The organism is Sorangium sp. So ce281 (assembly GCF_051527395.1).
Classification (GTDB): domain Bacteria; phylum Myxococcota_A; class Polyangia; order Polyangiales; family Polyangiaceae; genus Sorangium; species Sorangium cellulosum_B.
The window spans coordinates 7,702,564-7,727,898 of record NZ_CP150322.1; the positions used below are offsets into that span (position 1 = coordinate 7,702,564).

At 72.0% G+C, this 25,335-nt stretch carries 17 protein-coding genes and 1 other RNA gene; 9 read left to right on the forward strand and 9 right to left on the reverse strand.

Annotation, left to right across the window (positions count from 1 at the left end; genetic code table 11):
- Positions 1-133: 133 nt before the first annotated feature.
- Positions 134-1,258, reverse strand: a complete 1,125-nt coding sequence (locus WMF27_RS29165) for a 6-phosphofructokinase (protein ID WP_437765597.1) — start codon at positions 1,256-1,258, stop codon at positions 134-136.
- A gap of 321 nt (positions 1,259-1,579) precedes the next feature.
- On the opposite strand from WMF27_RS29165, the gene WMF27_RS29170 reads away from it, so the two are divergent.
- Positions 1,580-2,809, forward strand: coding sequence for a lysylphosphatidylglycerol synthase transmembrane domain-containing protein (locus WMF27_RS29170; RefSeq protein WP_437765596.1), 1,230 nt, complete (start codon positions 1,580-1,582; stop codon positions 2,807-2,809).
- Between the two features lie 63 nt (positions 2,810-2,872).
- Here WMF27_RS29170 and WMF27_RS29175 read toward each other — a convergent pair whose 3' ends face one another.
- Complete coding sequence (locus tag WMF27_RS29175) at positions 2,873-4,357, reverse strand: Do family serine endopeptidase (protein WP_437765595.1); 1,485 nt, start codon at positions 4,355-4,357, stop codon at positions 2,873-2,875.
- Positions 4,358-4,627: 270 nt separating this feature from the next.
- Between WMF27_RS29175 and proC the strand changes: the two genes are divergently transcribed.
- Positions 4,628-5,485: a pyrroline-5-carboxylate reductase gene (gene proC / locus WMF27_RS29180; protein ID WP_437765594.1), complete on the forward strand. Its 858-nt coding sequence runs from the start codon at positions 4,628-4,630 to the stop codon at positions 5,483-5,485.
- Positions 5,486-5,674: 189 nt separating this feature from the next.
- Positions 5,675-6,140: RNase P RNA component class A (rnpB, locus tag WMF27_RS29185), an RNA gene on the forward strand.
- Between the two features lie 66 nt (positions 6,141-6,206).
- On the opposite strand, the gene WMF27_RS29190 is transcribed toward rnpB, so the two are convergent.
- Positions 6,207-7,058: a sigma-70 family RNA polymerase sigma factor gene (locus tag WMF27_RS29190; protein ID WP_437765593.1), complete on the reverse strand. Its 852-nt coding sequence runs from the start codon at positions 7,056-7,058 to the stop codon at positions 6,207-6,209.
- Positions 7,059-7,494: 436 nt separating this feature from the next.
- Positions 7,495-7,818: an iron-sulfur cluster insertion protein ErpA gene (erpA, locus tag WMF27_RS29195; protein ID WP_061620261.1), complete on the reverse strand. Its 324-nt coding sequence runs from the start codon at positions 7,816-7,818 to the stop codon at positions 7,495-7,497.
- Positions 7,819-8,400: 582 nt separating this feature from the next.
- On the opposite strand from erpA, the gene metH reads away from it, so the two are divergent.
- Entirely contained in the window at positions 8,401-12,168 is a 3,768-nt protein-coding gene (gene metH, locus WMF27_RS29200) for a methionine synthase (protein ID WP_437765592.1), read from the forward strand.
- Between the two features lie 117 nt (positions 12,169-12,285).
- Positions 12,286-13,092, forward strand: a complete 807-nt coding sequence (locus WMF27_RS29205) for a class I SAM-dependent methyltransferase (RefSeq protein WP_437765591.1) — start codon at positions 12,286-12,288, stop codon at positions 13,090-13,092.
- Positions 13,093-13,296: 204 nt separating this feature from the next.
- Here the strand turns inward: WMF27_RS29205 and WMF27_RS29210 are convergent, their stop codons facing one another.
- Positions 13,297-14,121: a DUF3025 domain-containing protein gene (locus tag WMF27_RS29210; protein ID WP_437765590.1), complete on the reverse strand. Its 825-nt coding sequence runs from the start codon at positions 14,119-14,121 to the stop codon at positions 13,297-13,299.
- 344 nt (positions 14,122-14,465) lie between these two features.
- Here WMF27_RS29210 and WMF27_RS29215 point away from each other — a divergent pair, with 344 nt between their 5' ends.
- The 3 genes from WMF27_RS29215 (at position 14,466) to WMF27_RS29225 (ending at position 18,344) form a co-directional block, all read left to right on the forward strand.
- A complete protein-coding gene (locus tag WMF27_RS29215; protein ID WP_437765589.1) occupies positions 14,466-15,347 on the forward strand; it encodes an MBL fold metallo-hydrolase in 882 nt (293 codons plus the stop codon).
- 109 nt (positions 15,348-15,456) lie between these two features.
- The gene (gene allB / locus WMF27_RS29220; RefSeq protein WP_437765588.1) at positions 15,457-16,812 is read left to right on the forward strand and encodes an allantoinase AllB; all 1,356 of its coding nucleotides are present in this window, start codon (positions 15,457-15,459) and stop codon (positions 16,810-16,812) included.
- On the forward strand, positions 16,791-18,344 hold the full coding sequence (locus WMF27_RS29225) for an allantoicase (protein WP_437765587.1): 1,554 nt from the start codon (positions 16,791-16,793) through the stop codon (positions 18,342-18,344). The genes allB and WMF27_RS29225 overlap by 22 nt, the downstream gene beginning before the upstream one ends.
- Before the next feature lie 73 nt (positions 18,345-18,417).
- Here WMF27_RS29225 and WMF27_RS29230 read toward each other — a convergent pair whose 3' ends face one another.
- The 4 genes from WMF27_RS29230 to WMF27_RS29245 all read right to left on the reverse strand — a co-directional run bounded on the left by WMF27_RS29230 (position 18,418) and on the right by WMF27_RS29245 (position 22,775).
- Positions 18,418-18,855, reverse strand: coding sequence for a CHRD domain-containing protein (locus tag WMF27_RS29230; RefSeq protein WP_437765586.1), 438 nt, complete (start codon positions 18,853-18,855; stop codon positions 18,418-18,420).
- Positions 18,856-19,445: 590 nt separating this feature from the next.
- A complete protein-coding gene (locus WMF27_RS29235; protein WP_437765585.1) occupies positions 19,446-20,702 on the reverse strand; it encodes a formylglycine-generating enzyme family protein in 1,257 nt (418 codons plus the stop codon).
- Between the two features lie 241 nt (positions 20,703-20,943).
- Positions 20,944-21,285, reverse strand: a complete 342-nt coding sequence (gene uraH, locus WMF27_RS29240) for a hydroxyisourate hydrolase (protein WP_012238509.1) — start codon at positions 21,283-21,285, stop codon at positions 20,944-20,946.
- Positions 21,286-21,341: 56 nt separating this feature from the next.
- Entirely contained in the window at positions 21,342-22,775 is a 1,434-nt protein-coding gene (locus WMF27_RS29245; protein WP_437765584.1) for a DUF6986 family protein, read from the reverse strand.
- Between the two features lie 225 nt (positions 22,776-23,000).
- Here WMF27_RS29245 and WMF27_RS29250 point away from each other — a divergent pair, with 225 nt between their 5' ends.
- Complete coding sequence (locus WMF27_RS29250) at positions 23,001-25,247, forward strand: alkaline phosphatase D family protein (protein ID WP_437765583.1); 2,247 nt, start codon at positions 23,001-23,003, stop codon at positions 25,245-25,247.
- Positions 25,248-25,335: the final 88 nt, after the last annotated feature.

Here is a 25,335-nt window from a genome sequence, read left to right on the forward strand (position 1 = left end):
GCCGCCGTCCGCCTGCCAATCCTGCCGGCGGGGCGCCGAGCGGAAATCGCCCGGCGCGGGGGCGACACCGCACAATCCTACATAACGCTTGCCGAGGAGCAGGGAGCCAGCGGAAGACCCGCGCGCTCGCCGATCAGGGCGCGACGAAGTGGCCGGGCGCCTCGTCGCCGAAGCACAGCCCCATCTCACGGGCCGTGATGACCGTGTCCGAGTCGAGCGGCACCGTCTTCGTCTTGCCGGCGACGTCCTCGAGGGGGACGAGCTCGATCCGGTTCGATCGCAGCGCCACCATCCCGCTGCCGCAGTCCTCGACGAGGCAGCGCGCCGCGGCCGCGCCGAAGCGGAGGGCGAGCAAGCGATCCGCCGTCGTGGGTCCGCCGCCCCGCTGGAGGTGGCCGAGCACCATCGAGCGCGCTTCCTTGCCGGTGCGGGCCGCGAGCTCCTTGGCCACGCGCTCGGCCACGCCCCCGAGCACGGCGGTGCGGCGGAACGCGTCGCCCGCGTCCTTGATGATCAGCTCACCCCCTTGCGCGTACGCCCCCTCGGCCGCCACGACGATGGAGAAGCGGCGCCCGCGCGACTCCCGCAGGCGGATCTTCTCGGCGATCGCCTCGAACCGGAACGGGATCTCCGGCATCAGGATGGCGTCGGCTCCGCCGGCGATCCCGGCGTTGAGCGCGATCCAGCCCGCGTGCCGCCCCATCACCTCCACGACCATGATCCGCTCGTGCGCCTCGGTCGTGGTGTGGAGCCGGTCGAGCGCCTCGGTCGCGATGGAGACCGCCGTGTCGAAGCCGAACGTGAGGTCCGTGCAGCAGACGTCGTTGTCGATCGTCTTCGGTACGCCGATGACGAGGGGCAGCCCGCGCTGGAGCAGCTGGTGCGCGATCCACATGGATCCGTCTCCGCCCACCGAGATGAGCGCGTCGAACCCCTCCGCGCGAAACCGCCGCACGAGATCCTCGGATCGATCCCGGGGGACGAGCCCGTGCTCGCCTGGCGTCGGGTAGTGGAACGGGTCGCCGCGGTTCGCGGTGCCCAGGATGGTGCCCCCGAGGTGCGCGATGCCCCGGACCCGCTCGCGATCCAGGCGGATGAGCCCGTCCGGAGCGTCGTCGAGCAGCCCGCGGTACCCTTGCCGGATCCCCCAGACCTCCCAGCCACGCTCGAGCGCGCCGAGCGTGGCCGCGCGGATCACAGCGTTGAGCCCCGGCGCGTCGCCTCCGCCGGTACTGATAGCGATCTTTCGTGCCGCCATGAGGCTCGCAGCATCGCGAGCCGCCCCCGGCGACGCAATAGACATCTCCTCGACCTGGCCTCGAAAGGCCCGGATGCGCGTGACGATTCGGCGGCGGACGGCGGCGAAAGCGGCGCGCTGGATGAGCCCGGGGAGCCCGGGGAGCGCGGCGAGCGAGGAGCGCCTGCGCGAAGCGGCCTTCGCACCCGGCGCGCGCGCCGTGTGGTCGGGGCCGCCACGGGAGGGGTGTCGATCCGGAGGAGCGCAGGCATGACGGTCGCGAGCGCCGGCGGCAGGGTATAGGGGCGTGCGCATGCGATCACCCCGGCTGCGTGCCCCCGTATGAACCGCGCTACCCTGATCCGAGGCATCCAGGTCATCGTCACGCTCACGCTCGCGTCGTTCGCTTACGTCCTCTACAGCGAGATCCACGACAAGCAGGCGAGCCTCGCCGCCGCGTTCGCGCACGTGCGCCCGGGCTGGCTGCTCGTCGGCGCCGTGCTGGCGCTGCAAGAGGGCGTGTTCGGAGGCCTCAGGATCTGGACCCTCGGGCGCGTCCTCTGGCCCGAGCTCCGCGTCCGCACCGCGGTGACCTCGGAGTTCGTGCTGATGTTCTGCGCCGGGGTGACCCCCGGGCAGGCCGGCGCGGCGCCGTCGCAGGCCGCCGTGCTCGTGCACGGCGGTATGCGGCTCGTCGACGTGGCCACGGCGGAGCTGCTCACCGCCTCGTGCACGATCACCTTCTTCCTCCTGTCTGCCGTGGTCATCTTCGTGCTGCAGCAGAACGGGATGCTGGTCGTGCAGGCGGGCGCGCAGATCGAGTGGCTGCTCCTCTTCACCGTCGCGATGTTCGGCTCGGCCCTCGTCGCGCTCATCACCGCGGCGGCGTACCCGCCCCTCCTCAAGGGGATCGTCCGCGCGCTGTCGGTGCCGCTCGGGAAGGTCCTGCGCGCCGCCCTGCTGGGCGCCCGGCGCGTGCCCCGGCTGCGGGCCCGCGCCGAGGCCGCGCTCGCCACCCCCGGCGCCACGACCGCGCGCCTGCTGCTGGGCGTGGACGAGTTCCACCGCGGCTTCCGCATCTACATGCGCCGCGGCAAGCGCGCCTACGCCACCGCGCTGCTGCTCACGTTCGGCTTCTTCTGCTCGCGGTTCGCCGTCGCCTATTTCATCCTGCTCGGGCTCGGCATTCCGACCTCGCCCTCGACGTTCGTCTCGGTGGGCCCGCCGATCGTGCAGGTCGTCCTGATCCAGACGCTGCTCAACTTCGCGCTCTACATGACCCCCACGCCCGGCGCGAGCGGCGTCGCCGAGCTCGGCTCGAACGCGCTCATGTCGCCCTGGGTCCACGGCGCGTTCGTGGTGCCGTACGTCGTCCTCTGGCGGGTGCTCACCCTGTTCCTCTGCATGTTCGTCGGGGGGGTCTACGTCTTCCGCTACCTCGGCACCGACGTGCTCGAGGAGCGCGTCAAGCAGACGGAGGCGGAGAAGCGCGCGCTCGCGGAGGCGGCGCGCGCCGCGAAGGCGCCGCTGGGTGGAGAGGACACCACCGACCGGCAGCAAGGCGTGGGGTGACGCGGGAACGGGGTCGGCGCGGCTGGCGCAGGCCGGCTCGCGCCGGCCGCGCCCGGCGCAGGATCAGCGCGCGGAGATCGGCACGGCCGCGAACTGGACGAGCTTCCCGCGCCGCACCTTGAGGAGGGCGACGGACCCGTCCTTGAGCTTGGCGATGGCCGCCCGGAGGCCGGCGACGTCCTTCACCGGGGCGCCGTTCACCTCGAGGATCACGTCGCCCACCTCGATCTCCTGGACCTTGCTGCCCGAGGCGAACCCGTCGACCCGCACCCCGCCGCCCTGGGCCTCGGAGACCTGGATGCCGAGCTTCTCGGCGCTCAGCTGGCGCTCGGGCCGGGCGCCCTGGCTCGGCCGCGCGCGGCCCGCCGCGTCGCCCTCCTCGTCCTGGAGCGCGTCCAGCTTGGCCACGACCTGTTGCTGCTTCTGGGCGCGCACCAGCGTCACCGCGATCTCCGAGCCGGGCGCGTTGCGCGCCACGTTGCGCCGCAGCTCCTCGGCGTGGTGGATGGGGACGCCGTTCACGTTCACGATCACGTCGCCCGGCTTGATGCCGGCGCGCGCCGCCGCGCCGCCCGGCTCGACCTCGGCGACGAGCGCGCCCCGGGGCCCGTCGAGCTGGAGCGCCGCGGCGAGATCGCGCGTGACGGGCTGGAACAGGAGGCCGAGCTTGCCGCGCTCGACGAAGCCCTTCTCGCGGAGCTGCGGGAGCACATCCTTCAGCGCGTCGATCGGGATCGCGAAGCCGATCCCGTTCGCGCCCGCCCGGATCGCGGTGTTGATGCCCACGACCTCGCCCCGCCAGTTGAACAGCGGGCCGCCGCTGTTGCCCGGGTTGATCGACGCGTCGGTCTGGATGAAGTCGTCGTACGGCCCCGCGCCGATCGCCCGCGCCTTCGCGCTGACGATGCCGAGCGTGACCGTGTGGCCGAGCCCGAAGGGGTTGCCGACCGCGAGCACGTGCTCGCCGACCCGCAGCTGCTCGCTCGCCCCGAGCGGCGCCACAGGCAGGCCGCTCGCGCCCTTCAGGCGGAGGAGCGCGAGATCGAGCTTGGGATCGCGGCCGACGACCTCGGCCTCGAACTCCCGCTCGTCGGCGAGCCGCACGCGGACGCCGGACGCGTCGTGGATGACGTGCTCGTTCGTCACGACGTAGCCGCTCGGGTCGATGATGAAGCCGGTCCCGAGCGCCGTCTGCGTCGGCTGCTGGCCCCGCGGGTTGAGCCGTCCGCCGCCTTGCGGGCCGAAGAAGAACTGGAAGGGGTCGAGCCCTTCGGGCCCCTTGACCTCATGCGTCGTCGTGATGTTGACGACCATCGGCTTGACCCGCTCTGACAGGGCGGCGACATCGAAGGTGGCCGGCACCGGCGCCGTCGTCGGCGGGAGCGTCACGGTCGCGACCGGCGGCGTCGCGGCCTGCGGCGAGGCGGCGGCCTGGGTGGAAGGAGGCGTGGCGTGGGCCTGTTGACCGCAGCCGCCGAGGGCCAGCCCCGCTGCCGTGAGCAGCGCGAGGACCGAAGTGCGAGGGCGATAGAAAACCGCTTGAATCATGAAATCTCCGTCGGGCAGTCGAAGGGTCCCGTCCTGCCATCGACGAACATGGGACCGACTGCGTTCATTCCGCCGCACCAATAACGCCGCAGGCTCGGCTGACAAGGGCGCTCGCCTCGGTCCGGGCGAGCGGGCCCCGCGCCGGTCTGCACGTCCACGGCGGCACGCGCGGCACGCGCGGCATGCAGCCGCGCGGCGGTGTCCGTCGAGATTTGAGCCGCGCGCTCGGCAAGGCTGCTAGGGTGCGCGCTCCTGGAAGCGAGGCGAGCCATGGCGAGCGATGAGGGTCTGCTGCGAGGGCGCAAGATCGGGTTTCTTGGCGGCGGAAACATGGCGGAGGCGCTCATCCGCGGCCTCGTCCAGGGGGGTGCCGTGGGCGCGGAGCAGATCCGCGCGAGCGATCTCAAGAGCGAGCGGCTCTCCTTTCTCCACGGGCGCTACGGCATCGAGACCACCGAGGACAACGACGCGCTCTGCCGGTGGGCCGACGTCCTCGTCATCGCCGTCAAGCCGCAGATCGTCGATCGCATCCTCGCCCCCATCTCGTCGGGGCTCGGCCGCTCGGACGTCGTGATCTCGGTGGCGGCCGGCGTGCCGATCGACGCCATCGAGGCGCGCCTGCCCGAGGGAGCGCGCGTCATCCGCAGCATGCCGAACACCGCGGCGATCGCGCTCGCCGGCGCCACGGCGATCGCCGCCGGGAGCCACGCCACGAGCGAGGACGTCGAGATCGCGCGGACCCTGTTCCAGGCGGTCGGCCGCGTCGTCGTGCTCGACGAGTCGCTGCTCGACGCGGTGACCGGCCTGTCGGGCAGCGGCCCCGCCTACGTCATGCTGATGATCGAGGCGCTCGCGGACGGCGGCGTGAAGGTCGGCCTCGGCCGGGACGCGGCGCTGCTGCTCGCCGCGCAGACGGTGTACGGCGCCGCCAAGCTCCAGCTCGAGACCGGCGAGCACCCCGGCCGCCTGAAGGACATGGTGACGAGCCCCGGCGGCACGGCCATCGCGGGGCTCCACACGCTGGAGGCTGGCGGCCTCCGCCGCACCTTGATCGACGCGGTCGAGGCGGCGTCCAACCGCTCGGCGGAGCTCGGCGCCCAGATGGCGCAGAAGCTCCGCCGCACCTGAACCCGACAAGGAACGGGCCTGTCCCCGAATGCTGACCACGAGCAGGGGAGCCGCCGCGCCGCGCGCAGTGTCACCGCCGGAGCTTGGCCTTGAAAGTACAAGGCGGGACACTCCATGGCATGCAGTCGCGCCCGTTCTCCGACCTCAGGTGTTGGCGTTCGGCCGGCTCTTGACTATGTTCGCCGCGTCGCAGCGGGACAGGCGATCGCCGGCGGACGGGGAAACCCGGCCGCGGGAGGAAAGTCCGAGCTCCGCAGGGCAGGGTGCCGGGTAACGCCCGGTGAGAGCGATCTCGAGGAAAGTGCAACAGAGAACAGACCGCCGCGCCGCGCGCTTCGCGAGGGCAACGAGCCTCCTGCCCGGATGGGCTGGGCTCCGGAGCCTCCGCTGGCTCGCCGCGCGGCAAGGGTGAAACGGCGGGGTAAGAGCCCACCGCGCCCTTGGCAACAAGGGCGGCACGGCAAACCCCACCTGGAGCAAGGCCGCGTAGGGAGGCGTCCGCGACGGCGACAGCCGCTGCGGCAAGGGTTGCCCGCCCCAGGCCTCCGGGTTGGCTGCTTGAGGCGCGCGGCGACGCGCGTCCTAGAGGAATGATCGTCGGCGCGAGGGGGGCGACTCCCCGCGCAACAGAACTCGGCTTACGTCTCCTGCGACCACGAAGCTCCGCCCCGGCGGGGCTTCGTGCTTTTGTGCTCGCCCGCCGCTCACCTGTGGCAAGTCGCTACGCCGCCAGCGGCTGGAGGCGGTCGCGCAGCTTCTTCTTGGCGCGCGCCTCGAGCTGCCGAGCCCGCTCGCGCGACACGCCCAGACGGCGCCCGATCTCGGCGAGCGACAGCTCCTCCTCGGGATCCGCCATCATCCGGGTCTCGACGATGTACCGCTCGCGCGGATCCAGGTTCTCCACCGCCTGCGTCAGCCGCTCCCGGAGCAGGGCCCCCTCCTCCGCGCGCGAGAAGCGCTCCTCCTGGTCCTGATCGTCCGCGGGCAGCGTGTCGACCAGCGACCGGGCGCCGTCCTCGAACACCTTCGTGTCGAGCGAGACGTCCCGGGCCTCCAGCCGGTGAGCCATCTCCAGCACCTTCTCCGCGGGCGCGCCGAACTTCTCGGCCAGCAGCCGATCCCCCTCCTCCCCCTCGCCCACGAGGCCCGCGATGCGCGCCCGCTCCCGCCGCAGCCGGAAGAACATCTTCGAGCGGAGCGGGCCCGAGCCGACGCCGACCAGGCTCCAGGAGTGGATGACGTGGTTCAGGATGTACGCCCGGATCCAGTAGGCCGCGTAGGTCACGAAGCGGTTTCCGCGGTCCGGGTCGTACTTGCGGATCGCGTGGACGATCCCGAAGTTCCCCTCGGCGATGAGGTCGGCGAGCGGGATCCCGTAACGCCGGTAGCTGATCGCTATCGAGACAACATGCCTCAGGTTTGCGAGCGCGAGCGCGGCTGCGGCCTGCTCGTCGCCATTGTCCCGCCACCGTCGAGCGAGCTCGACTTCTTCCTCGCGCGACAGCTCCGGGATCTGCCGAACATGCGTGATGTAGCGCGAAACCGCGCTGGCCTGATCTCGGGACGTTTGCACAGGGTTTCCTTCGAGGTCCGAAGACCCCGGTTCGGTTGGTGAGGCCGGCCGACGCCGGACCCCGTCTCCTGCTGTCGAGGTCGGCCGGGGCCGGACCTCGATCGCGTTGATCGCTTCGCCGGCACTTGCCGCCGACGTGGTTGGTTCGAGATTCCGAAGAGAGCAGCCCACCCAGGCTGCGATGCAGCTGGCATGCCGCCCCGGGCGGGCAGCTTGTACACCATGGCTGCGAAGCGCTGGCGCACGCGCCTCAGGCGCGCCCGGGCGAAGGACGAGCCAAACCGAAGGCGCTAGAGAGCCAGGAGGGCCGCGATGCTCCGGGCAGACGCGCTCACGCGGCCCGTGTGCATCTCGCGTAGGCCGCTCGAGAGACGAGCGGCGCGAGCCAGGACGGAAGCGAAGCCCGCGAAGAGAGCGGGCACCCGATCAGACGGAATCAGACGGAGAACGAGGAGCCGCAGCCGCAGGTGCTCTTCACCGACGGGTTGCTGAACTTGAAGCCCGAGCCGTGGAGGCCCTCCACGTAATCAATCTCCGTCCCGTCCAGGTACTGGAAGCTCAGCGGGTCGATGTAGAGCTTGATTCCCCTGTCCTCGAACTCCTCGTCGAACTCCGTCGGCTTGTCCTCGAAGTAGAGGTCGTACGAGAAGCCGGCGCACCCACCGCCCACGACGCGCAGGCGCAACCCCTGCCCCAGCAGCTCCTCCGCTGTCGCGATCTCCATCACCTTCTCGGCTGCCTTCTCTGTGATCGTGATCATCCTAGAATCTCCTCTGCGTGCTTTGTCGGCGGGGGACGGCAGGTCCTGTCTCGAGGGGCGCTCGCCCGCAGCAAGGCGAACCATGCGGTGAGCCCGGCCGGCCGTGCCCTGGGGTGGGGTGCTCAGGGCTCGCCAAAGATACGCACCTTCAGCGATGTCCGCCAGTGCCTCAGCCGGAGCGGCATCAGGCGGCGCCCTGGCCACCCGTTTGTCCAGGGATGAGCACGAGCTCGCCGTTCGCCCCGCGCGCGCCCTGCTGCAAGTGGGCCCAGACGCGAGCACCCGGCCGCTCATCCAGCAGCGTCGCGCAGTGGGCACAGATGAGCCCGCCGCAGGGACCGCCTCCTTCGCCCGCTCGCAGCCGACGCTTGACGCCGGCTGGCAGGCCCGGCAGGCTTCAATCCGTTAATCCGGATTAAGAGATCTAACTTCTCGGTCCCCACCCGCCGCGCGGGACCGGCCTCGAAGGCCCTCCGGACCGCGAGCCGGGCGACGGCGGGCCCCGGGCCGCCCTCGCAGCAGAGAGCGGCTGCCCTGCGGCCGCAGCGCCCACGGAAAGAAGCCCAGGACATGAGCAGAGCCATGAACGGAAGCGAACGCCCCGCGCGCCTCGAGGAGATCCTCGAACACCGGATCCTGTGCCTCGACGGCGCGATGGGCACGATGATCCAGCGCTACCGCCTGGGCGAGGCCGACTACCGCGGCGAGCGCTTCCGCGATCATGCGATCGACCTCAAGGGCAACAGCGATCTCCTCGTGCTGACGAGGCCGGACGTCATCTCCGAGATCCACGGCGCGTACCTCGACGCCGGCGCCGACATCATCGAGACGAACACCTTCACGGGCACCTCGATCGCCCAGGCCGACTACCGGCTCGAGTCGCTCGCCTACGAGATCAACCTGACCGCGGCCCGGATCGCCCGGAAGGCGGCCGACGCGTGGACGGCGCGCACGCCCGGCAAGCCGCGCTTCGTCGCGGGCGCGATGGGGCCGACGCCGAAGACGCTGTCGATCTCGCCGAGCGTGAGCGACCCGTCGTTCCGCGCCGTCGGCTTCGACGAGCTGCGGCGGGCGTTCGCGGAGCAGGCGCGCGGGCTCGTCGACGGGGGGGTCGACGTGATCCTCGCGGAGACGTTCCTCGACACGCTGAACATGAAGGCGTGCCTCGTCGCGATGGAGGAGGTCTTCGCGGAGAAGGGGCGGCGCCTGCCGATCCTGCTCAGCGTGACGATCACCGACAGGAGCGGCAGGACGCTCTCCGGCCAGACGATCGACGCCTTCTGGACGAGCGTGGAGCACGCGAGCCCGCTCAGCGTCGGCCTCAACTGCGCCCTCGGCGCGAGCGACATGCGGCCCTACCTCGTGGATCTCGCGAAGCTCGCCCGGGCGCGGGTGAGCTGCTACCCGAACGCGGGCCTCCCCAACGCGTTCGGCGAGTACGACGAGCTCCCGGAGACGACGTCGCGGCTGCTCACGGAGTTCGCGGAGAGCGGGCTCGTGAACATCGTCGGCGGCTGCTGCGGGACGACGCCGGATCACATCCGCGCGATCGCCCGGGCGACGGCGGAGCTGCGGCCGAGGCCCGTGCCCGCGGAGCGCGACGGCTTCGGGCGCTTCGCCGGCCTGGAGACGCTCGTCATCCGGCCCGACACGAACTTCCTGATGATCGGCGAGCGGACCAACGTGACCGGCTCGGCCCGGTTCATGGAGCTCATCAAGAAGGGCGACTTCACGACCGCGCTGGAGGTGGCGCTCGATCAGGTGCGCGGCGGGGCGAACCTCCTCGACGTGAACATGGACGAGGGCATGCTCGACTCCGAGCAGGCGATGACGACCTTCCTGAACCTCGTCGCCACCGAGCCCGAGATCGCCCGCATCCCGATCATGGTCGACAGCTCGAGGTGGTCGGTCATCGAGGCGGGGCTCAAGTGCATCCAGGGCAAGGGGATCGTCAACTCGATCAGCCTCAAGGAGGGGCCGGAGGACTTCCTCGAGAAGGCGCGCGCCGTGCGGCGCTACGGGGCGGGGGTCGTGGTGATGGCCTTCGACGAGATCGGCCAGGCCGAGACGGTGGAGCGCAAGGTCGCGATCTGCCAGCGCGCGTACAGGCTGCTCACCGAGGAGGCGGGCTTCGATCCGCAGGACATCGTCTTCGACCCGAACATCCTCGCGATCGCGACCGGCATCGAGGAGCACGGCGACTTCGCGAAGAATTTCATCGAGGCGACGCGGATCATCAAGGCGACCTGCCCGGGGGCGCGCGTGAGCGGCGGCGTGTCGAACCTGTCGTTCTCGTTCCGCGGGAACAACGTCGTCCGCGAGGCGATGCACTCGGCCTTCCTGTTCCACGCGATCCGGGCCGGAATGGACATGGGCATCGTGAACGCGGGGCAGCTCGCGGTCTACGAGGACATCCCGAGGGACCTGCTCGAGCGGGTGGAGGACGTCCTCTTCAACCGGCGCCCGGACGCGACCGAGCGGCTCGTCGAGCTCGCCGAGCAGGTGAAGGGCAAGGGCAAGAAGAAGGAGCTCGACCTCGCCTGGCGCGACGGCCCGGTCGAGGAGCGGCTCTCGCACGCGCTCGTGAGGGGGCTCGTCGACTTCATCGAGGCGGACGTGGAGGAGGCGCGGAGGAAGTACGAGAGGCCGCTCTCCATCATCGAGGGGCCGCTGATGGACGGGATGAAGGTCGTCGGCGAGCTGTTCGGCGCCGGGAAGATGTTCCTGCCGCAGGTGGTGAAGAGCGCCCGCGTGATGAAGCGCGCCGTCGCGCACCTGCTGCCGTTCATGGAGGCCGAGAAGGCCGCCGGGGGCTCGTCGTCGCAGGGGAAGATCGTGATGGCGACCGTGAAGGGCGACGTGCACGACATCGGCAAGAACATCGTGGGCGTGGTGCTCGGGTGCAACAACTACGAGGTGATCGACCTCGGCGTGATGGTGCACCAGGACAGGATCCTGGAGGCGGCGCTGCGCGAGGAGGCCGACATGATCGGGCTGAGCGGCCTCATCACGCCGTCGCTCGACGAGATGGTCAGCGTGGCGCGCGAGATGGAGCGGCGCGGAATCCGGCTGCCGCTGCTCATCGGCGGGGCGACGACGAGCCGGCAGCACACGGCGGTGAAGATCGCGCCGGAGTTCAGCGGGACGGTGGTGCACGTGCTCGACGCGTCGCGGGCCGTGGGCGTGGTGTCGAGCCTGCTCGATCGGGCGAACCGGCCGGCCTTCGACGCGCAGAACCGGGAGGAGCAGGCCCGGCTGCGCGAGCTCTTCGCGAGGAAGCGGGCGAAGCCGCTCGTGACGCTCGCGGCGGCGGACAGGGGGCGGCTCGAGATCGCGTGGCGGCCGGAGGACATCGCGAGGCCGTCGTTCACGGGGCGCCGCGTGATGGAGGTGCCGCTCGCGGAGGTCGCGAGGTACATCGACTGGACGTTCTTCTTCACCGCGTGGGAGCTCAGGGGGCCGTTCCCGCAGATCCTGGAGCACCCGCAGTACGGCGAGGCGGCGCGCGAGCTGTTCGATCACGCGCAGAAGGTGCTGCAGCGGATCATCGATGGCCGGTTGCTCACGGCGCGGGGCGTCTACGGCTTCTGGCCGGCGAGCGGCGAGCAGCGGGACATCGTGCTCTACGCGGACGACGCGAGGGAGCGGGAGCTGCTCCGGTTCAACATGCTGCGCCAGCAGCAGGTGAAGGGGCAGGGCGGCGCCGAGGAGGACGGAGACGGCGGCGACAAGGCCGCGGGCGGGGTGAGGCCGCACCTGTCGCTCGCCGACTTCGTGGCGCCGCGGGAGCGCGGGCTCGCCGACCACGTCGGCGCGTTCGCGGTGACGGCGGGGCTCGGGCTCGACGAGATCGTGCGCGCGTACGAGAAGGACAAGGACGACTACAGCGCGATCATCGCGAAGGCGCTGGCGGACCGGCTCGCGGAGGCGTTCGCCGAGCTGCTCCACGAGCGCGCGCGCAAGGACTGGGGGTACGGCGCGGGAGAGGCGCTGACGAGCGAGGAGCTCATCGAGGAGAAGTACCGGGGGATCCGGCCGGCGTTCGGCTACCCGGCGTGCCCGGATCACACCGAGAAGCGCAAGCTGTTCGCGCTGCTCGACGCGCCGTCGGTCGGCATCGAGCTGACGGAGAGCTGCGCGATGACGCCGGCGGCGAGCGTCAGCGGCATCTACCTGGCGCACCCGAAGGCGCGGTATTTCATGGTGGGGCGCCTCGGCAAGGATCAGGTCGCGGACTACGCGAAGCGCAAGGGGATGACGGTCGAGGAGGTGGAACGGTGGCTGTCGCCGAACCTGGGGTATGACCCGAAGGCGGCTGTCGAGGAGGTGAGCGCCGTCGTGGCGGCGTGACGGCGGGCGGAAGCGGCGATGAGGCCAGGGGCGCACGCTCCAGCCCAGGGGCGGCGCCCGAGCGCGGCGGAGATCCGATGCGGCCCGCGCGACGGACGTCGTGATAACAAGTTCCTCATGTCCGAAGCCGACTGGTTTGCGCTGAACCGCGCCGCCTGGAACGCGCGCACCCGCGTGCACATGGCGTCCAAATTCTACGATCTGGCCTCGTTCCGGGCCGGCGCCAGCTCTCTCAAGCCGATCGAGCTCGAGCAGGTCGGCGACGTGCGCGGAAAGACGCTCCTCCACCTGCAGTGCCATTTCGGGCAGGACACGCTCTCGTGGGCGCGGCTGGGCGCCCGCGTCACCGGGCTGGACCTCTCCGACGAGGCCGTCACGGCGGCGCGCGCACTGGCGAAGGAGCTCTCGGTGGACGCGCGCTTCGTCGAGGCCAACGTCTACGACGCCCCCGCGGCCCTCGGCGGCGAGACGTTCGATGTCGTCTTCACCTCGTACGGCGTCCTCGGGTGGCTCCCGGACATGACCCGCTGGGCGCGCGCGGCCGCGGCGTGCCTGAAGCCCGGGGGCGTCCTGCACCTCGTCGAGTTCCACCCCCTCGTGTGGACCTTCGACGATGCATTCGAGCAGATCGCCTATGCCTACGACGGACACGGGGAGCCGATCGTCACCGAGGAGACAGGCACGTACGCCGACAGGAGCGCGCCCGTGACGCTGAAGGAGGTCGGCTTCAACCACGGGATCGGGACGGTGGTGTCGGCGCTCCTCGACGCGGGCCTCACGCTGGAGCGCCTGCGCGAGCTCGACTGGTCCCCCTACGACATCTTTCCGGACATGGTGGAAGGACCGCCAGGGCAGTTCCGCATGAAGAAGTTCGAGCGCCGGCTGCCGCTCGTCTATGCGCTGGCGGCGCGGCGGCGGCCCTGAGAGCGGCGCGCGCCCCTCGCACGCTCAGGGCGCGGTCGCTCCCCCCGCGGCGCCGCGTGGGACATCCGCGAGCCACGGCCGGAGCGACCAGGAAGAGAAGCGCTTGCTGCCGATAACCAGGTGGAGCTCGGGGGCGCTCACGTTTCGTCTCCTTGTTTCGTCGGGTCTTGCGGGGCGCGACACGGGCGCTCCCGTCACTCGCCATCACGGGCACAGGACGCGCTCGTCCAGGGGGAGGCGCGGGCTGCGCTCCGGGCGCGCGAAGCTGTCGGGCGACCGCAGCACGTCGCCGAGGCGCGCGTCGGCCAGCGCCACGAGCGCGGCAGGCGCGGCGGGCAGCGGCCCGTCGCACGGGATGGGCTGCACCATCGCGTGGACCATCGGGCCGCGCTGGAGGAGGCTCTCGTACAGCGCGTGGCCGAAGACGAGCGCCGCGGCCTCGCCCCGCTGCACGGCGTCCCGCACCTCGCCGGCGCAGCGCTCCAGATCGGAGGCATCGCCGAGGAGGGGCGCCTCGCGCGCGTTGTTGTAGAGCAGCAGGAGCCCGCCCTCGTCGAGGAGCGCGAGCCCGTCCAGCTCGCGCGTGCGCGCCGGAGGGAGCGCCTCCGCGCCCGGATCGATGCGCGCGGCGATCGCCCGGTGCTGGCGCGCGTGGAGCGCCGCCTTCGCGCGCGGGAAGGCGCCCCACACCAGCATGTTGAGGAAGTCGTGCCAGTTGCTCGGGCGCGTGGGCACGCGGCCCTCGACGTGGATGCGCGCGTCGTAGAGCGCCGAGGGGTCGACGGGCCCGCGCCGCCCGCGCCGGCGAGGCCGCGGCTCTTGCTCCGCAAAGCGCACGGGGAACGCCTCGCCGAGCGCCCGGTTGTAGTCCTCGACCGGCGGCCAGCCGGCGCACCCCGCGAACGCCTCGGCCAGGGGGCGGATCGGCCAGTAGAGCCGGCTCTTCTCGTAGAAGAGCGGCTCCCAGGGAACGGGGGTGCTCCCTGGCGCGCCGCTCGGGTGCGGCGCAGCTCGGCCGGCGGCGCTCACGCGGCGCAGCGTAGGTGCAGCGCGGCGGGAGCTCAAGCCGCGCGCAAGGCGGCGCCGTGACGCGTCGAGCGCGAGGCGGCGGCCTCGCGCCGGGACCAGCGCCGCCGGCCGCCCGGCAGGCCCGCGGTGCACCGAGCGCTCCGAGCTGGACGGCAAGGCGCCGGTATCCCGAGACTCCCTGTTTCGTCTCACCCGGTTTCCCCGGATATCCACGCTGGCCATCCCACGAACATCACGCAACGAGAACTCGCGCCAAGCCTGGAAGGATAGGTGTTTGCCGTGGATGTGGTTACGACGGATCTGCCCCCACGCCCGCCGCCCGCGTGTCATCCTGAGATAACGAGATGGCCCGCCTCGAGGATCGCCTGCCAGAGAACGCCCCCGGCGATTACTTCGTCGACCGGTCGTGCATCGACTGCGACGTATGCCGCCAGCTCGCCCCCTCCGTGTTCGCGCGCGCGCCCGCCGTCGATCAGAGCATCGTCGCTCGCCAGCCCGCGACGCCGGACGAGCACCTCCGCGCGGCCATGGCGCTGGTGTCGTGTCCGACCGCCTCCATCGGCACCGCCGCGCCGGCGGCGGGGATGGCCGCCGCCACCTTCGCCTTCCCCGAGCCGATCGACGAGGATGTCTATTATTGCGGCTATACCTCGTCTTCCTCCTATGGCGCGGCGAGCTACCTCATCGTGCGACCCGAGGGCAACGTGCTCGTCGACTCGCCCCGCGCCGCCAGGCCGCTCACGAAGCGCATCCGTGAGCTCGGCGGCGTCCGGACCCTGGTGCTCACCCACCGCGACGACGTCGCCGATCACCGGATCTTCCGCGACAACTTCGGGTGCGATCGCGTGATCCACGAGGACGACATCGACGACGGAACAGCGCTCGCCGAGGTGAAGATCAAGGGGCTCGCCCCGGTGGCCCTCGCGCCCGATCTCACGTTGATCCCCGTCCCGGGCCACACGCGGGGCAGCGTCGCGCTCCTCTTCCGGGACCGGTACCTCTTCACCGGGGACCATCTCTTCTTCTCCGGCGAGCTCGGGCGACTCGACGCGTCGCGCGACGTTTGCTGGTATTCCTGGGCGGAGCAGATCGGCTCGATGGAGCGCCTCCTCCAGCACCGGTTCACGTGGGTCCTGCCCGGCCACCTCCGCCGGTACCGCGCTCCCTCCGAGGACGCCATGCGCGCCGAGCTCGCCGAGCTCATCGATCGCATGAAGAGGGCGTGACGCGCGGACAGGCCCACGCGCGCCTCGACGTGCGCGCGGGCCCCGCGCGGGCAGGCCGACGAGCGACCCGCCTCGGTCCGCCGGGCGCCGTGGTACGATCGCGTACCTGATGACGCCGGACCTCATCGTTCGCGGGTTGCGGGTCGTCACCGGGGGCGCCTTGCGGCCGGCCTCGGTGCACATCCAGGGCGGCACCATCGTCTCCGTCGCCGGCTACGACGAGGTGCCGGAGGGCTGCCCCGTCGTGGACGCTCAGGGCGCGGTGGTGATGCCCGGGCTGGTCGATGCGCACGTGCACATCAACGAGCCCGGGCGGACCGAGTGGGAGGGCTTCGAGACGGCGACGCGCGCCGCGGCCGCGGGCGGCGTCACGTCGCTCGTCGACATGCCCCTCAACAGCATCCCGCCGACGACCACGGTCGCGCACCTCGAGAAGAAGGCGCGCGCGGCGGAGGGCCGGTGCCTCGTCGACGTGGGCTTCTGGGGCGGCGCCGTCCCGGGCAACGCGGGAGAGCTGGTCCCGCTGCTCGAGGCCGGCGCGCTCGGCTTCAAGTGCTTCATGGTCGACTCGGGCGTGGCGGAGTTCGGCCACGTCGCCGAGGCGGACCTCAGGGCCGCGCTCGAGGTGCTCGCGGGCACGGGGGCGCCGCTGCTCGTGCACGCCGAGCTCCCCGGCCCCATCGACGCGGCGCGCGCGGCGATCGCCGGCCTGGATCCGCGCACGTACGCGGCCTACCTGCGCTCGCGCCCGCGAGAGGCGGAGGACCAGGCGATCGCCCTGCTCGCGTCGCTCTGCCAGGCGACGGGCGCGGCGGCGCACGTGGTCCACCTCTCGTCGGCCACGGCGCTCGACATCCTGCGGCGGGCGCGCGACGGCGGCGCCGCGCTGTCCGCCGAGACGACGCCGCACTACCTGCACTTCGCCGCCGAGGAGATCCCGGACGGCGCGACCCCCTTCAAGTGCGCGCCGCCGATCCGGGAGCGGCAGAACCGCGAGGAGCTCTGGGCCGCGCTCGCGGGAGGCCTCATCGATTTCGTCGTCTCCGATCACTCCCCGTGCACCCCCGAGCTCAAGCGGGTCGAAGCCGGCGACTTCGACGCCGCCTGGGGCGGGATCTCGAGCCTGCAGCTCGGCCTGTCGATCGTCTGGACCGACGCCCGCCGCCGGGGCATCCCGCTCGAGCGGCTCGCGGACTGGCTGTGCCGCGGGCCCGCGAAGCTCGCCGGATTGCGCCGCAAGGGGGAGATCGCGCGCGGGTTCGACGCCGATCTGGTGCTCTGGGATCCCGACGCGAGCTTCCGGGTCGAGCCGCCGCTCCTCCAGCACCGGCACAAGGTGACGCCCTACGCCGGAGAGGAGCTCCACGGCGTCGTCCAGGCCACCTACCTTCGCGGCGAGAAGGTCCATGAGCGCGGGAGCTTCCCCGCGGAGGCGAGAGGGCGATGGCTGAAGCGAGAGGGGTGACGGGGCCGGCGTTCACCGAGGCGCTCGATCTGGCCTCGGAGCGGCTGGGCGGCGCGGTGCTCGCGGCGAACGACGAGTTCTTCGCGCCGAAGGAGAACCTGCTCAAGGCAGGGAGAGCGGTGTTCCTGGAGCACGAGTACACCGATCGCGGGAAGTGGATGGATGGCTGGGAGACGCGCAGGCGCCGGACTCCCGGGTTCGACTGGTGCCTCGTCCGGCTGGGGCTGCCAGGGATCCTCCGCGGGGTCATCGTCGATACGGCGTTCTTCCGGGGCAATTACCCCGAGCACTGCTCCATCGAGGCGTGCGCGGCGCGGCCCGACGCGCGGGTCGAGGACCTGCTCGACCCACGGTCGCACTGGGTCGAGATCCTGCCGCGCTCGCCGCTGGCCGGCGACGCGCAGAACGCGTTCGAGCTGAGCAGCTCTTCGCGGTTCACGCACCTCCGCCTCAACATCTACCCGGACGGCGGCGTGGCGCGGCTCCGGGTGCACGGCGACGCCCTCCCCGACGTTCGCCGGCAGGGCCGCCCGGGCGCGGAGCTCGACCTCGCGGCCGCGGAGAACGGCGGGCGCGTGCTCTCGTGCAGCGACATGTTCTTCGGGGTGCGCCACAACCTCATCATGCCCGGCCGGGCGGCGAACATGGGAGAGGGCTGGGAGACGCGGCGCCGGAGGGGGCCCGGGTACGACTGGGCGCTCGTGGCGCTCGCGGCGCAGGGCGAGATCGCGCGGATCGAGGTCGACACGAACCACTTCAAGGGCAATTACCCCGACAGCTGCATGCTCGAGGGGATCGACGCGGCGGGGCGCTCCGCGGCGGAGCTCGCCGGCGCGGGCGAGTGGCGGGAGATCGTGCCGCGGACGAAGCTCCAGGCGCACACGCGTCATCTCTTCGAGGACGAGCTCCGCGCGGCGGGGCCGTTCACGCACGTGCGCCTGAACATCTATCCTGACGGCGGCGTGAGCCGGCTCCGGATCTTCGGCAAGGCGACCCGGAGCGGGGCGGCCGAGCAGCGGCTCCGCTGGCTCAACGCGCTCACGGCGCCGGAGGCCGAGGCGGAGCTCCGCGTGGCGTGCGGCGCGTCGGCGTGGGCGTCGCAGATGGCGGCGGCGCGGCCGTTCCGCGGCGAGGAGCACCTCTCCGCGGCGGCGGCGCAGGCCTTCGCGCGGCTCGCGCCGGAGGACTGGCTCGAGGCGTTCCGCGCGCACCCCCGCATCGGAGAGGCCAGGCCGCAGGCGGAGGCCGCGGAGGCGAGCGCGGCGGCGACGCGCTTCTCCAGCCAGGAACAGGCGGGGATGAGCGCCGCGGCGGTGGATACGCGGGAGGCGCTCGCGCGCTTGAACCGCGTCTATGACGAGAAGTTCGGGTTCATCTACATCGTCTGCGCCACAGGGAAGAGCGCGGACGAGATGCTGGAGGCGCTGCGCGCGCGGCTCGAGCACACGCCGGAGCAGGAGCTGCCCATCGCCGCGGACGAGCAGCGGAAGATCACGGCGATCCGGCTGAAGAAGCTCCTGTGGGGCGGATAGAGCCCCGGGGCGCGGCCCCCGAGGAGGGAGCGCGTCGGGTGTCCGGGCGATCGGGTGTCCGGGCGTGGGGCGCTCAGCGCGAGAGCTGTCCTCGCAGCGCGCCGTCGGGGAAATCGGCGGTGCGCACGGCGACGTAATACCTCTCCGGATCACCGAGCAACGCGCTCAGATCGTCGCGGGCCGCGCTCACGCAGCCGCTGGAGCTGCCGCCGGTCGGCGGCATCAGCGTGATGATCCCGCGGCCCGCGCGGCCGGCGGGGCCCTCGTGGATGCGCGCCGCGGTCGCCGGCGCGATGCCGGCCACCGCGAGGTCGAAGCAGACCTCGCCGCGGTCGAGATCGAGCGTGACGCGCGCGGTGCCGCTCCCCTTCGGGTCGCCGGGGCCGGGCACTTCGTCTTGCCCCGTGAGCGCCGCCGTGAGCGGGTGGACCGGGCGCTCAGGCAACGCCGCGCGCGCCAGCGCCGTCGCGAGGAGGCCGGCGCCCAGCGCGAGCATCGTGAGGTGTTGCATGTCTCCCTCCTGCACATCACGGGATGTGCGATTCGAGGGCGCCACGAAGAGCAAAGACGACGCCGCCGACGCGCCGCGAGCCGCCCCGCACGTCGGTCGATCGCGGGGGCGGCGAGGAGGCCGCGACGGACACGGCGACTCGCCCCGATCGCCGAGGCGCGCTGGAGAGAGAGAGGCGGACAGCGGACCCGGATCAGCACACGACGCGGGGATCGGCGTCGCCTGCGCGAGGTGGCGAGGCGGCCCCGGCTCCACGCGGGCGGACAGGCCGCGGGCGCGGCCAGAGCAGCGGTGGAGGCATGCGCATGAGCACGCCCGGTCCGTCGCGGGCGGGGGCTCAGGGTTGACGACGAGTCCGCCTTCTGCCAGGAGACGGACGCGCGCGAGGCGCGCGGAGAGCACGGCGGAGGCACACGATGAGCACAGAGATCTCGAAGACCGACAACGACGACTGGACCATGCCCAAGCTCATCGCGCTCGCGTTCACGACGCTCCTCGTGGCCTTCTCGGTCATCTACCTCATCTCTCCCTGAACGGCGCGCGTCCGCCCGTTCCCCGGCGCGCGCCGGCCCCACGAGGGGCTGCGTGCCCTACAGCTTCCTTGCGCAGCGCACGCCGAGCGCGTCCGTCCTATCGGTCGGGTCCCAGCCGGTCCGCAAGCGAGCGGCGAGCTCCTCCGGCTCAGGCTGCCACCAGCTGCCGCCGCGGATCACCCGCGCGGAGCCGCGCTCGACGTTCGCGCAATCACGGCACGGCTGGGGGTAGGCCCCCTCGAAGTCCAGGGTCCACTCCCACACGTTCCCCGCGAGGTCGGCCTGCCCCCACCGGCCATCACCCCTCGGCGATCTCGATCCGACGACGGCGCTGCCCGTCATGTCGAACACGGCGTAGGTCGAGTTCGGAAACGCGTTGCCCCACGGATACGCCCGCTGCTCGCTCCCGCCAGCCGACGCGTAGTTCCACTCCGCCTCTGTCGGGAGCCGCCCGCCGTCCCAGGCGCAGAAGGCGAACGCGACGAACCAGCTCACGCAGCTGATCGGCTTGAGCTCGTTCCCGCCCGCGTCGTCAGTCCACGAGTGCAATCCCGGGTTGCACTTCAAGTCATCCCTCAGCGCCGCCTGGCTCGCGGGCAGACGGGAGTCCCACGCCGCGTCCCAGCCGCTCCGCGGGATCGCCGGGTGAGCTCCAGCGCCGGCCGCGGGTCGGCTCGCGGGGTACGCCTCGACGAACTTGCGGAACCGTCCGACGGTGACCTCGTAGCGATCCAGGCGCAGGTCGCTCACCTCTGCCGGATACGCCGCGTCGTCGCTCCGGTCGTACCGGCCACCCGGAACGCGCGGGCTCGCGCAGCAGGGCTGGTTCCGCTCCGGCCCGCAGGCCTCGCCCGCCCCGGTCTCGCCCAGGCGGCAGCTCGGCGGCAGGACGCACCGGCCCGCGCCGCACCACCCGGCGCAACCGGCGAGACCCCACCGCCCATCGCTCCCGCACACCTCGATGCGATCGCCGGCGCAGCGCGCCTCGTCGGGAGAGCACTCGACAGGGGTCCCCCCGCCCCCGCCTGCGTCACCGCCGGCCTCGCCGCCGCCAGCCGCTGCGCCGCCGGCCTCGCCGCCACCCGCCGCCCCACCACCCGCCGCGCCACCGCCGCTCGCGCCGCCGCCGGTCGCGCCGCCGCCAGCCGCACCGGCCCCCGTCGCGCTGCTGCCAGCGCCGCCGCTGCCAGCCCCGCCGCCGCCGACCGCCGTGCCCGACCCACCACCTGCTCCGCCGCCAGCGGCGCCAGCGCCGCCGTCGCCGTCGACGAAGCTCCGCACCTGCTGCTCGCAGCCCGGCCCGAGCGCGGCCATCGCGACGGCCAGCCAGCCAGCACCGCGCCGGCGATCCCGAGCTTCACCCGAACGAATCCGTAGAGCGCCCACCGTTCACCCTCACAGTCGCCCACCGACGGGCACCTGCCATCGTATCATGTGGGACACCTCCTTCACCCCGCCCGACCGTCGACCACGCGGCGCCTCCGGGCGCACCACGGACGGCAGGCGCACGCGTCGCGCTCGCCGCGCGGGACGGCGCCCTCGCGTGGACGCGCGCTCAGCTGCCTCGGTACGTGGTGTAGCCGTGAGGGCTGAGCAGCAGCGGGACGTGATGGTGCTGCGCCGGGTCCCGGATCTCGAAGAGGATCGACACCGTGGGATAGAAGCTCTCGCATCCGAGCGCCGCGTAATAGGCGCCCGTGTGGAAGGTGAGGCGGTAGCGGCCCTGGAGGGGCCGTTCGCCGGGCGGCAGCAGCCCCTTCTGCCGGCCGTCGCCGTCGGTCGTGCCCCGCCCGACCTCCCGGTAGCCGCCGTCGTCGCCGACCTCCAGCACCACCAGCACGCCGCTCGCCGGGCAGCCCCGTGACGTGTCCAGCACGTGCGTCGTGATCGCGCTCATCGGTCCTCCTCGCCGCTCGGGCCCTCCGCGAACCGGGCCATTCCGGTGCTCTCCTATCACGCGCTCCGGCGCGCCACGATGGCCTGAAAAGATCGGCCCCTGAGCTCGTCCGGCGCGAGCCCGGTCCTCTCGGCCGCCTCGCCTTCCGTCATCGCCCCCGCGCCGATCGCACGCAGGAAGAAGCCCAGGAGGCCCTGCCCCGTCGCGGCGTCGTCGAACACCGTCCCGGCGACGGTCGCCTGGGCGGCCCGCTCGACGAAGCTCCGCAGCCGCGCGGCGGCCGCATCGACGCCCTCCAGGAAGAACGCGTACGTGGCGGCGTAGCGGACCGGCAGCTCCCCGGGGTGCAGGTCCCAGCCCTGGTAGTAGCCGCCCTCGAGCGCGCGGCGAACCTGGCCGTACTTCAGCCGCCACGCGCCCACGACGGCGCGACGGTTCTCCTCGCTCTGCTGCGGCGTGAGCGGCGCGCCGCCGGGGCGCGCGCGGTGCGGGCCGACGGGCAGGAGGTTGCTCGCACCGTCGGAGAGCCAGAGCCCCGAGCCGGCCAGCGCGATCTGCATCACGTGCCGCGCGAAGTCGCACGCCGGGTGGGCGAGGTGCTGATGGGCGGCCGTGATCTCGCAGCTCGCGGTGTAGTCATAGGCCCCGAAGTGCGCCGCCACGCACCGCCCGCGGGCCGCCTCGACCAGCCCGGGCAGCGCGATCTCGCCGCGCGGGCCGATGATCGACGCCGGCGTCTCGACCATCAGCTCGATCCGGATCGAGCCGGCCGGCAGCCGCAGCGCGCCCTCGAGCGCGTCGAGGGCGTCGGCCAGGGCGGCGACCTGCTCGGGCGCGACCACCTTCGGCAGCGTCACCGCGAAGGCGGGCGGGAGCGCGCCGCCCGACGCGGCGATGAGCGCGGAGAAGAAGACGTCGAGCGTCCTCAGGCTCCGCTCCGCGCACCCGTCGCCGAGCGGCTTGATCCTGATCCCGAGGAACGGAGGCAGGCTGCGCGCGGCCATGCCGAAGGCGACCTCGCGCGCGGCGGCGGCGGCGTGCGCGTCCTCCTCGTTCCCGGGGCGCACGCCGTACCCGTCCTCGAAATCGATGCGCAGGTCCTCCACGGGCTCGCGGCGGAGCTTGTCGAGCACGCGCGCGTGCACCGCGTGCGCGAGCCGCGCAGCCCCGGAGGCGCCCTCGGCCGCGCCTCCGCCCGCCTCGATCGCGGCCGCGAGCGCGAGGGCGTCGGCGCGCCCCTCCGGGAGCCCCTCGGCCCCCGGCAGGCCGATCGCCCGCGCGAAGGCGGCGAAGTCGGGCGCGTGCTCCTCGACGGCGCGGAGCGCCACCGCCCCGAGCTTCCGGGCCGTGTCGGCCTTGAACAGGTGGGCGCCGCCGTAGACGGTGTGGACCGGCTGGCGCGCGCCCGTGTGGTCGAAGACAGAACGCCCGCTGCGGAGGCGCGAGAGCGCGCCGCGCAGCGCTTCGGAGGAGAGGCTCGTCTGGAACATGGTGTGCCTTCAGCGGGTGGGGCGCACACGAGATGCCGCCTGACTCGGCACGTCAAGTGGCGCTCGCGCTCCTCGCGAGGAGGCGCCATGCTGCGACCCGCGCCGCTCGAGCGAGCGCGAGGAGCGCCGCGCGCGGCGGCGGCGCTGCGCGCGCAACGGCGGCGCCGGCGCCGCCGTTGCGCGCGCAGCGCTCGGGGTGTATCCGTCGTTGGAGGACTTGAATCGATGATGAGACGCCGAGACTTTCTTCGCGCCACCCTGGTGACCGCTGGTTCGGTGGTCGTGCCGACTGCCTGCTCCGAGGAGGGGGACGCCATCGGCGCATGCGACGTGCACCAGGATGACGCGTTCTTCCCGCAGTCGGTGGCCTCCGGCGATCCGCGGCACGATAGCGTCGTGCTGTGGACCCGGCTCATCGATAGAAAGCAGCCGCAGGCGGATCTCAACCTGGCGCTCGTGGTCGCGCTCGACGAGGGGTTCACGCAGCTCGTGGAGCTCACACCGAGCTCCGACAACGTGGTCACGGCGGGGTCGGGCAGCACGCAGCTCCGCGTGACCGCCCGGGCGGAGTTCGATCACTGCGTCAAGGTCAAGGTGAGCGGCCTGAGCCCCGGCACCACGTACTATTACCGCTTCTACTACAGGCCAGATGATGGCTGCGTCAGCTCGCGCGTCGGGCGGACGCGGACGGCGCCCGCGCTCGACGCGGACGTGCCGGTGCGCTTCGCCTTCGTGTCCGGCCAGGACTACATCGGTCGCTACTACAACGCGTATGTGGCCCTGGCGAAAGAGGAGCTCGACTTCGTCGTCCACCTCGGTGGCTACATCCACGAGACGACCGGGAACCCGAGCCTCCAGGCCCCCCCGGGGGAGCGCAGCATCTCCTTCTCCGACGTGGACGGCGCCATCGCCTTCCAGCCGGCGGAGGGCGCGGCCTACCACGCCGCCAAGTCGCTGAGCAATTACCGGGAGCTCTACAAGACATACCGGTCCGACCGGGCGCTGCAGCGGGTACACGAGCTCTTTCCCATGATCGCTGTCTGGGGCGATCACGAGTTCTCCGACGATGGCCACGGCGCGACGGCGACCTACCTGGACGGCCGGGAGCCGGAGACGGACGAGGACCGGCGCAAGGCGGCGAACCAGGCCTGGTTCGAGTACATGCCGGCCGAATACCCGAATGATCCGAAGGGCGACGAGTTCCGCTACGACAGCGCGGTCGAGTACCCGGACGACATCACCATCTACCGGGACTTCCCGTTCGGGAAGCACGTCCACCTCGTGATGACGGATCTCCGCTCCTACCGCGCGGATCACCTGATCCCGGAGGACGCCTTCCCGGGGAAGGTCATCGTTCAGCAGCCGGAGTTCCTGGATCTCGGGGCGAGCTCGACCAGCTTGCTGCCCTATGCGAGCCGCTACATCGGGGACATCAACAGCCCCACCTGGGATCGCTACGAGAAGGCGCTGGAGGATGCTGCGGACCTGTTCGGCTTCGACCCGCTCCTCGGGTTCGCTCAGAACGAGTCGCTGCGCCCCATCAGCGCCAGCGTCGTCAACGAGATCGTCGCGAAGCTGAACGCGCAGAGGCCCGAGGCCGAGCCGGTGCCCCTCATCAGCGCAACCGAGATGAGCTTCATGGAGGTCGGGTTCGCCTACGCCGATCTCGGAAAGACGGACTATTACAGCGCATTCGGGTCGCGTTACCTCGTCGTCAAGGAATCCTTCGACCCGATCTCGAGGATCGCTGTCGAGGCCGACGTGGCGCGCGGGGTCGTCATGGGAGACGCGCAGAGAGCGTGGTTCCAGAAGACGATGGAGGAGTCCCGGAGCACCTGGAAGGTATGGGGGAACGAACACCCCCTTTCACAGCTCGTCCTCGCCCACACCACGGAGCTCGAGGAGGAGACGCTCACCCGGCACTTCTACCTGAGCTGTGACGGCTGGGACGGCTTCCGCAAGGAACGGGACGAGCTCATCGGGATGCTCGCCGCGGTCGAGGGCAACGTGGTGTCGATCACCGGTGATCTCGGCGCCTTCCTCGCAGGGACGGCGGCTGTGGAGGGCGCCACGGCCGAGATCGTGGAATTCGGCGGCGCCGCGATCTCGTCGACCACGTACCGCTCGGTGCTGGCGAAGCAGCTGGCGAGCCATCCGACGCTGAAAGACGTCCTGGGGGCGGAGGACATCGACCTCGACGAGAGCATGCAGAAGGCCAATCCGTACCTGGCCTTCAGCAACACCACGAGCAACGGGTTCTGTGTCGTCGAGGCGAATGCCGACGAGTTCGTCGTGAGCATGCACATGATCCCCGAAGACGCGCTCGCCGCCCCCCTGTACGACGAGACCGGCGCGGCGGCGCTCGACGAGCAGATCACGATCGCGCGGTACAAGACGACGGCGGCCGAGTCCGGGCTGTACTGGGAGGACGGGGGCACCTGGAAGCAGTGGAGCCCGGGCACCGCAAGCTAGGACGCAGGATCCATCGATCGAGCTGGGCGGCCAGCGCTGCCGGCCAGCTCGGCCGTCGGCACGCAGCTCTGGGCACGAGCGACGGCCG

Bases quoted from the DNA above. Each gene is read 5' to 3' on its own strand.
- WMF27_RS29165 (WP_437765597.1), bottom strand. From the start codon at position 1,258: ATGGCGGCACGAAAGATCGCTATCAGTACCGGCGGAGGCGACGCGCCG.
- WMF27_RS29170 (WP_437765596.1), top strand. From the start codon at position 1,580: ATGAACCGCGCTACCCTGATCCGAGGCATCCAGGTCATCGTCACGCTC.
- WMF27_RS29175 (WP_437765595.1), bottom strand. From the start codon at position 4,357: ATGATTCAAGCGGTTTTCTATCGCCCTCGCACTTCGGTCCTCGCGCTG.
- proC (WP_437765594.1), top strand. From the start codon at position 4,628: ATGGCGAGCGATGAGGGTCTGCTGCGAGGGCGCAAGATCGGGTTTCTT.
- erpA (WP_061620261.1), bottom strand. From the start codon at position 7,818: ATGATCACGATCACAGAGAAGGCAGCCGAGAAGGTGATGGAGATCGCG.
- metH (WP_437765592.1), top strand. From the start codon at position 8,401: ATGAACGGAAGCGAACGCCCCGCGCGCCTCGAGGAGATCCTCGAACAC.
- WMF27_RS29205 (WP_437765591.1), top strand. From the start codon at position 12,286: ATGTCCGAAGCCGACTGGTTTGCGCTGAACCGCGCCGCCTGGAACGCG.
- WMF27_RS29215 (WP_437765589.1), top strand. From the start codon at position 14,466: ATGGCCCGCCTCGAGGATCGCCTGCCAGAGAACGCCCCCGGCGATTAC.
- allB (WP_437765588.1), top strand. From the start codon at position 15,457: ATGACGCCGGACCTCATCGTTCGCGGGTTGCGGGTCGTCACCGGGGGC.
- WMF27_RS29225 (WP_437765587.1), top strand. From the start codon at position 16,791: ATGGCTGAAGCGAGAGGGGTGACGGGGCCGGCGTTCACCGAGGCGCTC.
- WMF27_RS29230 (WP_437765586.1), bottom strand. From the start codon at position 18,855: ATGCAACACCTCACGATGCTCGCGCTGGGCGCCGGCCTCCTCGCGACG.
- WMF27_RS29235 (WP_437765585.1), bottom strand. From the start codon at position 20,702: ATGGCCGCGCTCGGGCCGGGCTGCGAGCAGCAGGTGCGGAGCTTCGTC.
- uraH (WP_012238509.1), bottom strand. From the start codon at position 21,285: ATGAGCGCGATCACGACGCACGTGCTGGACACGTCACGGGGCTGCCCG.
- WMF27_RS29245 (WP_437765584.1), bottom strand. From the start codon at position 22,775: ATGTTCCAGACGAGCCTCTCCTCCGAAGCGCTGCGCGGCGCGCTCTCG.
- WMF27_RS29250 (WP_437765583.1), top strand. From the start codon at position 23,001: ATGATGAGACGCCGAGACTTTCTTCGCGCCACCCTGGTGACCGCTGGT.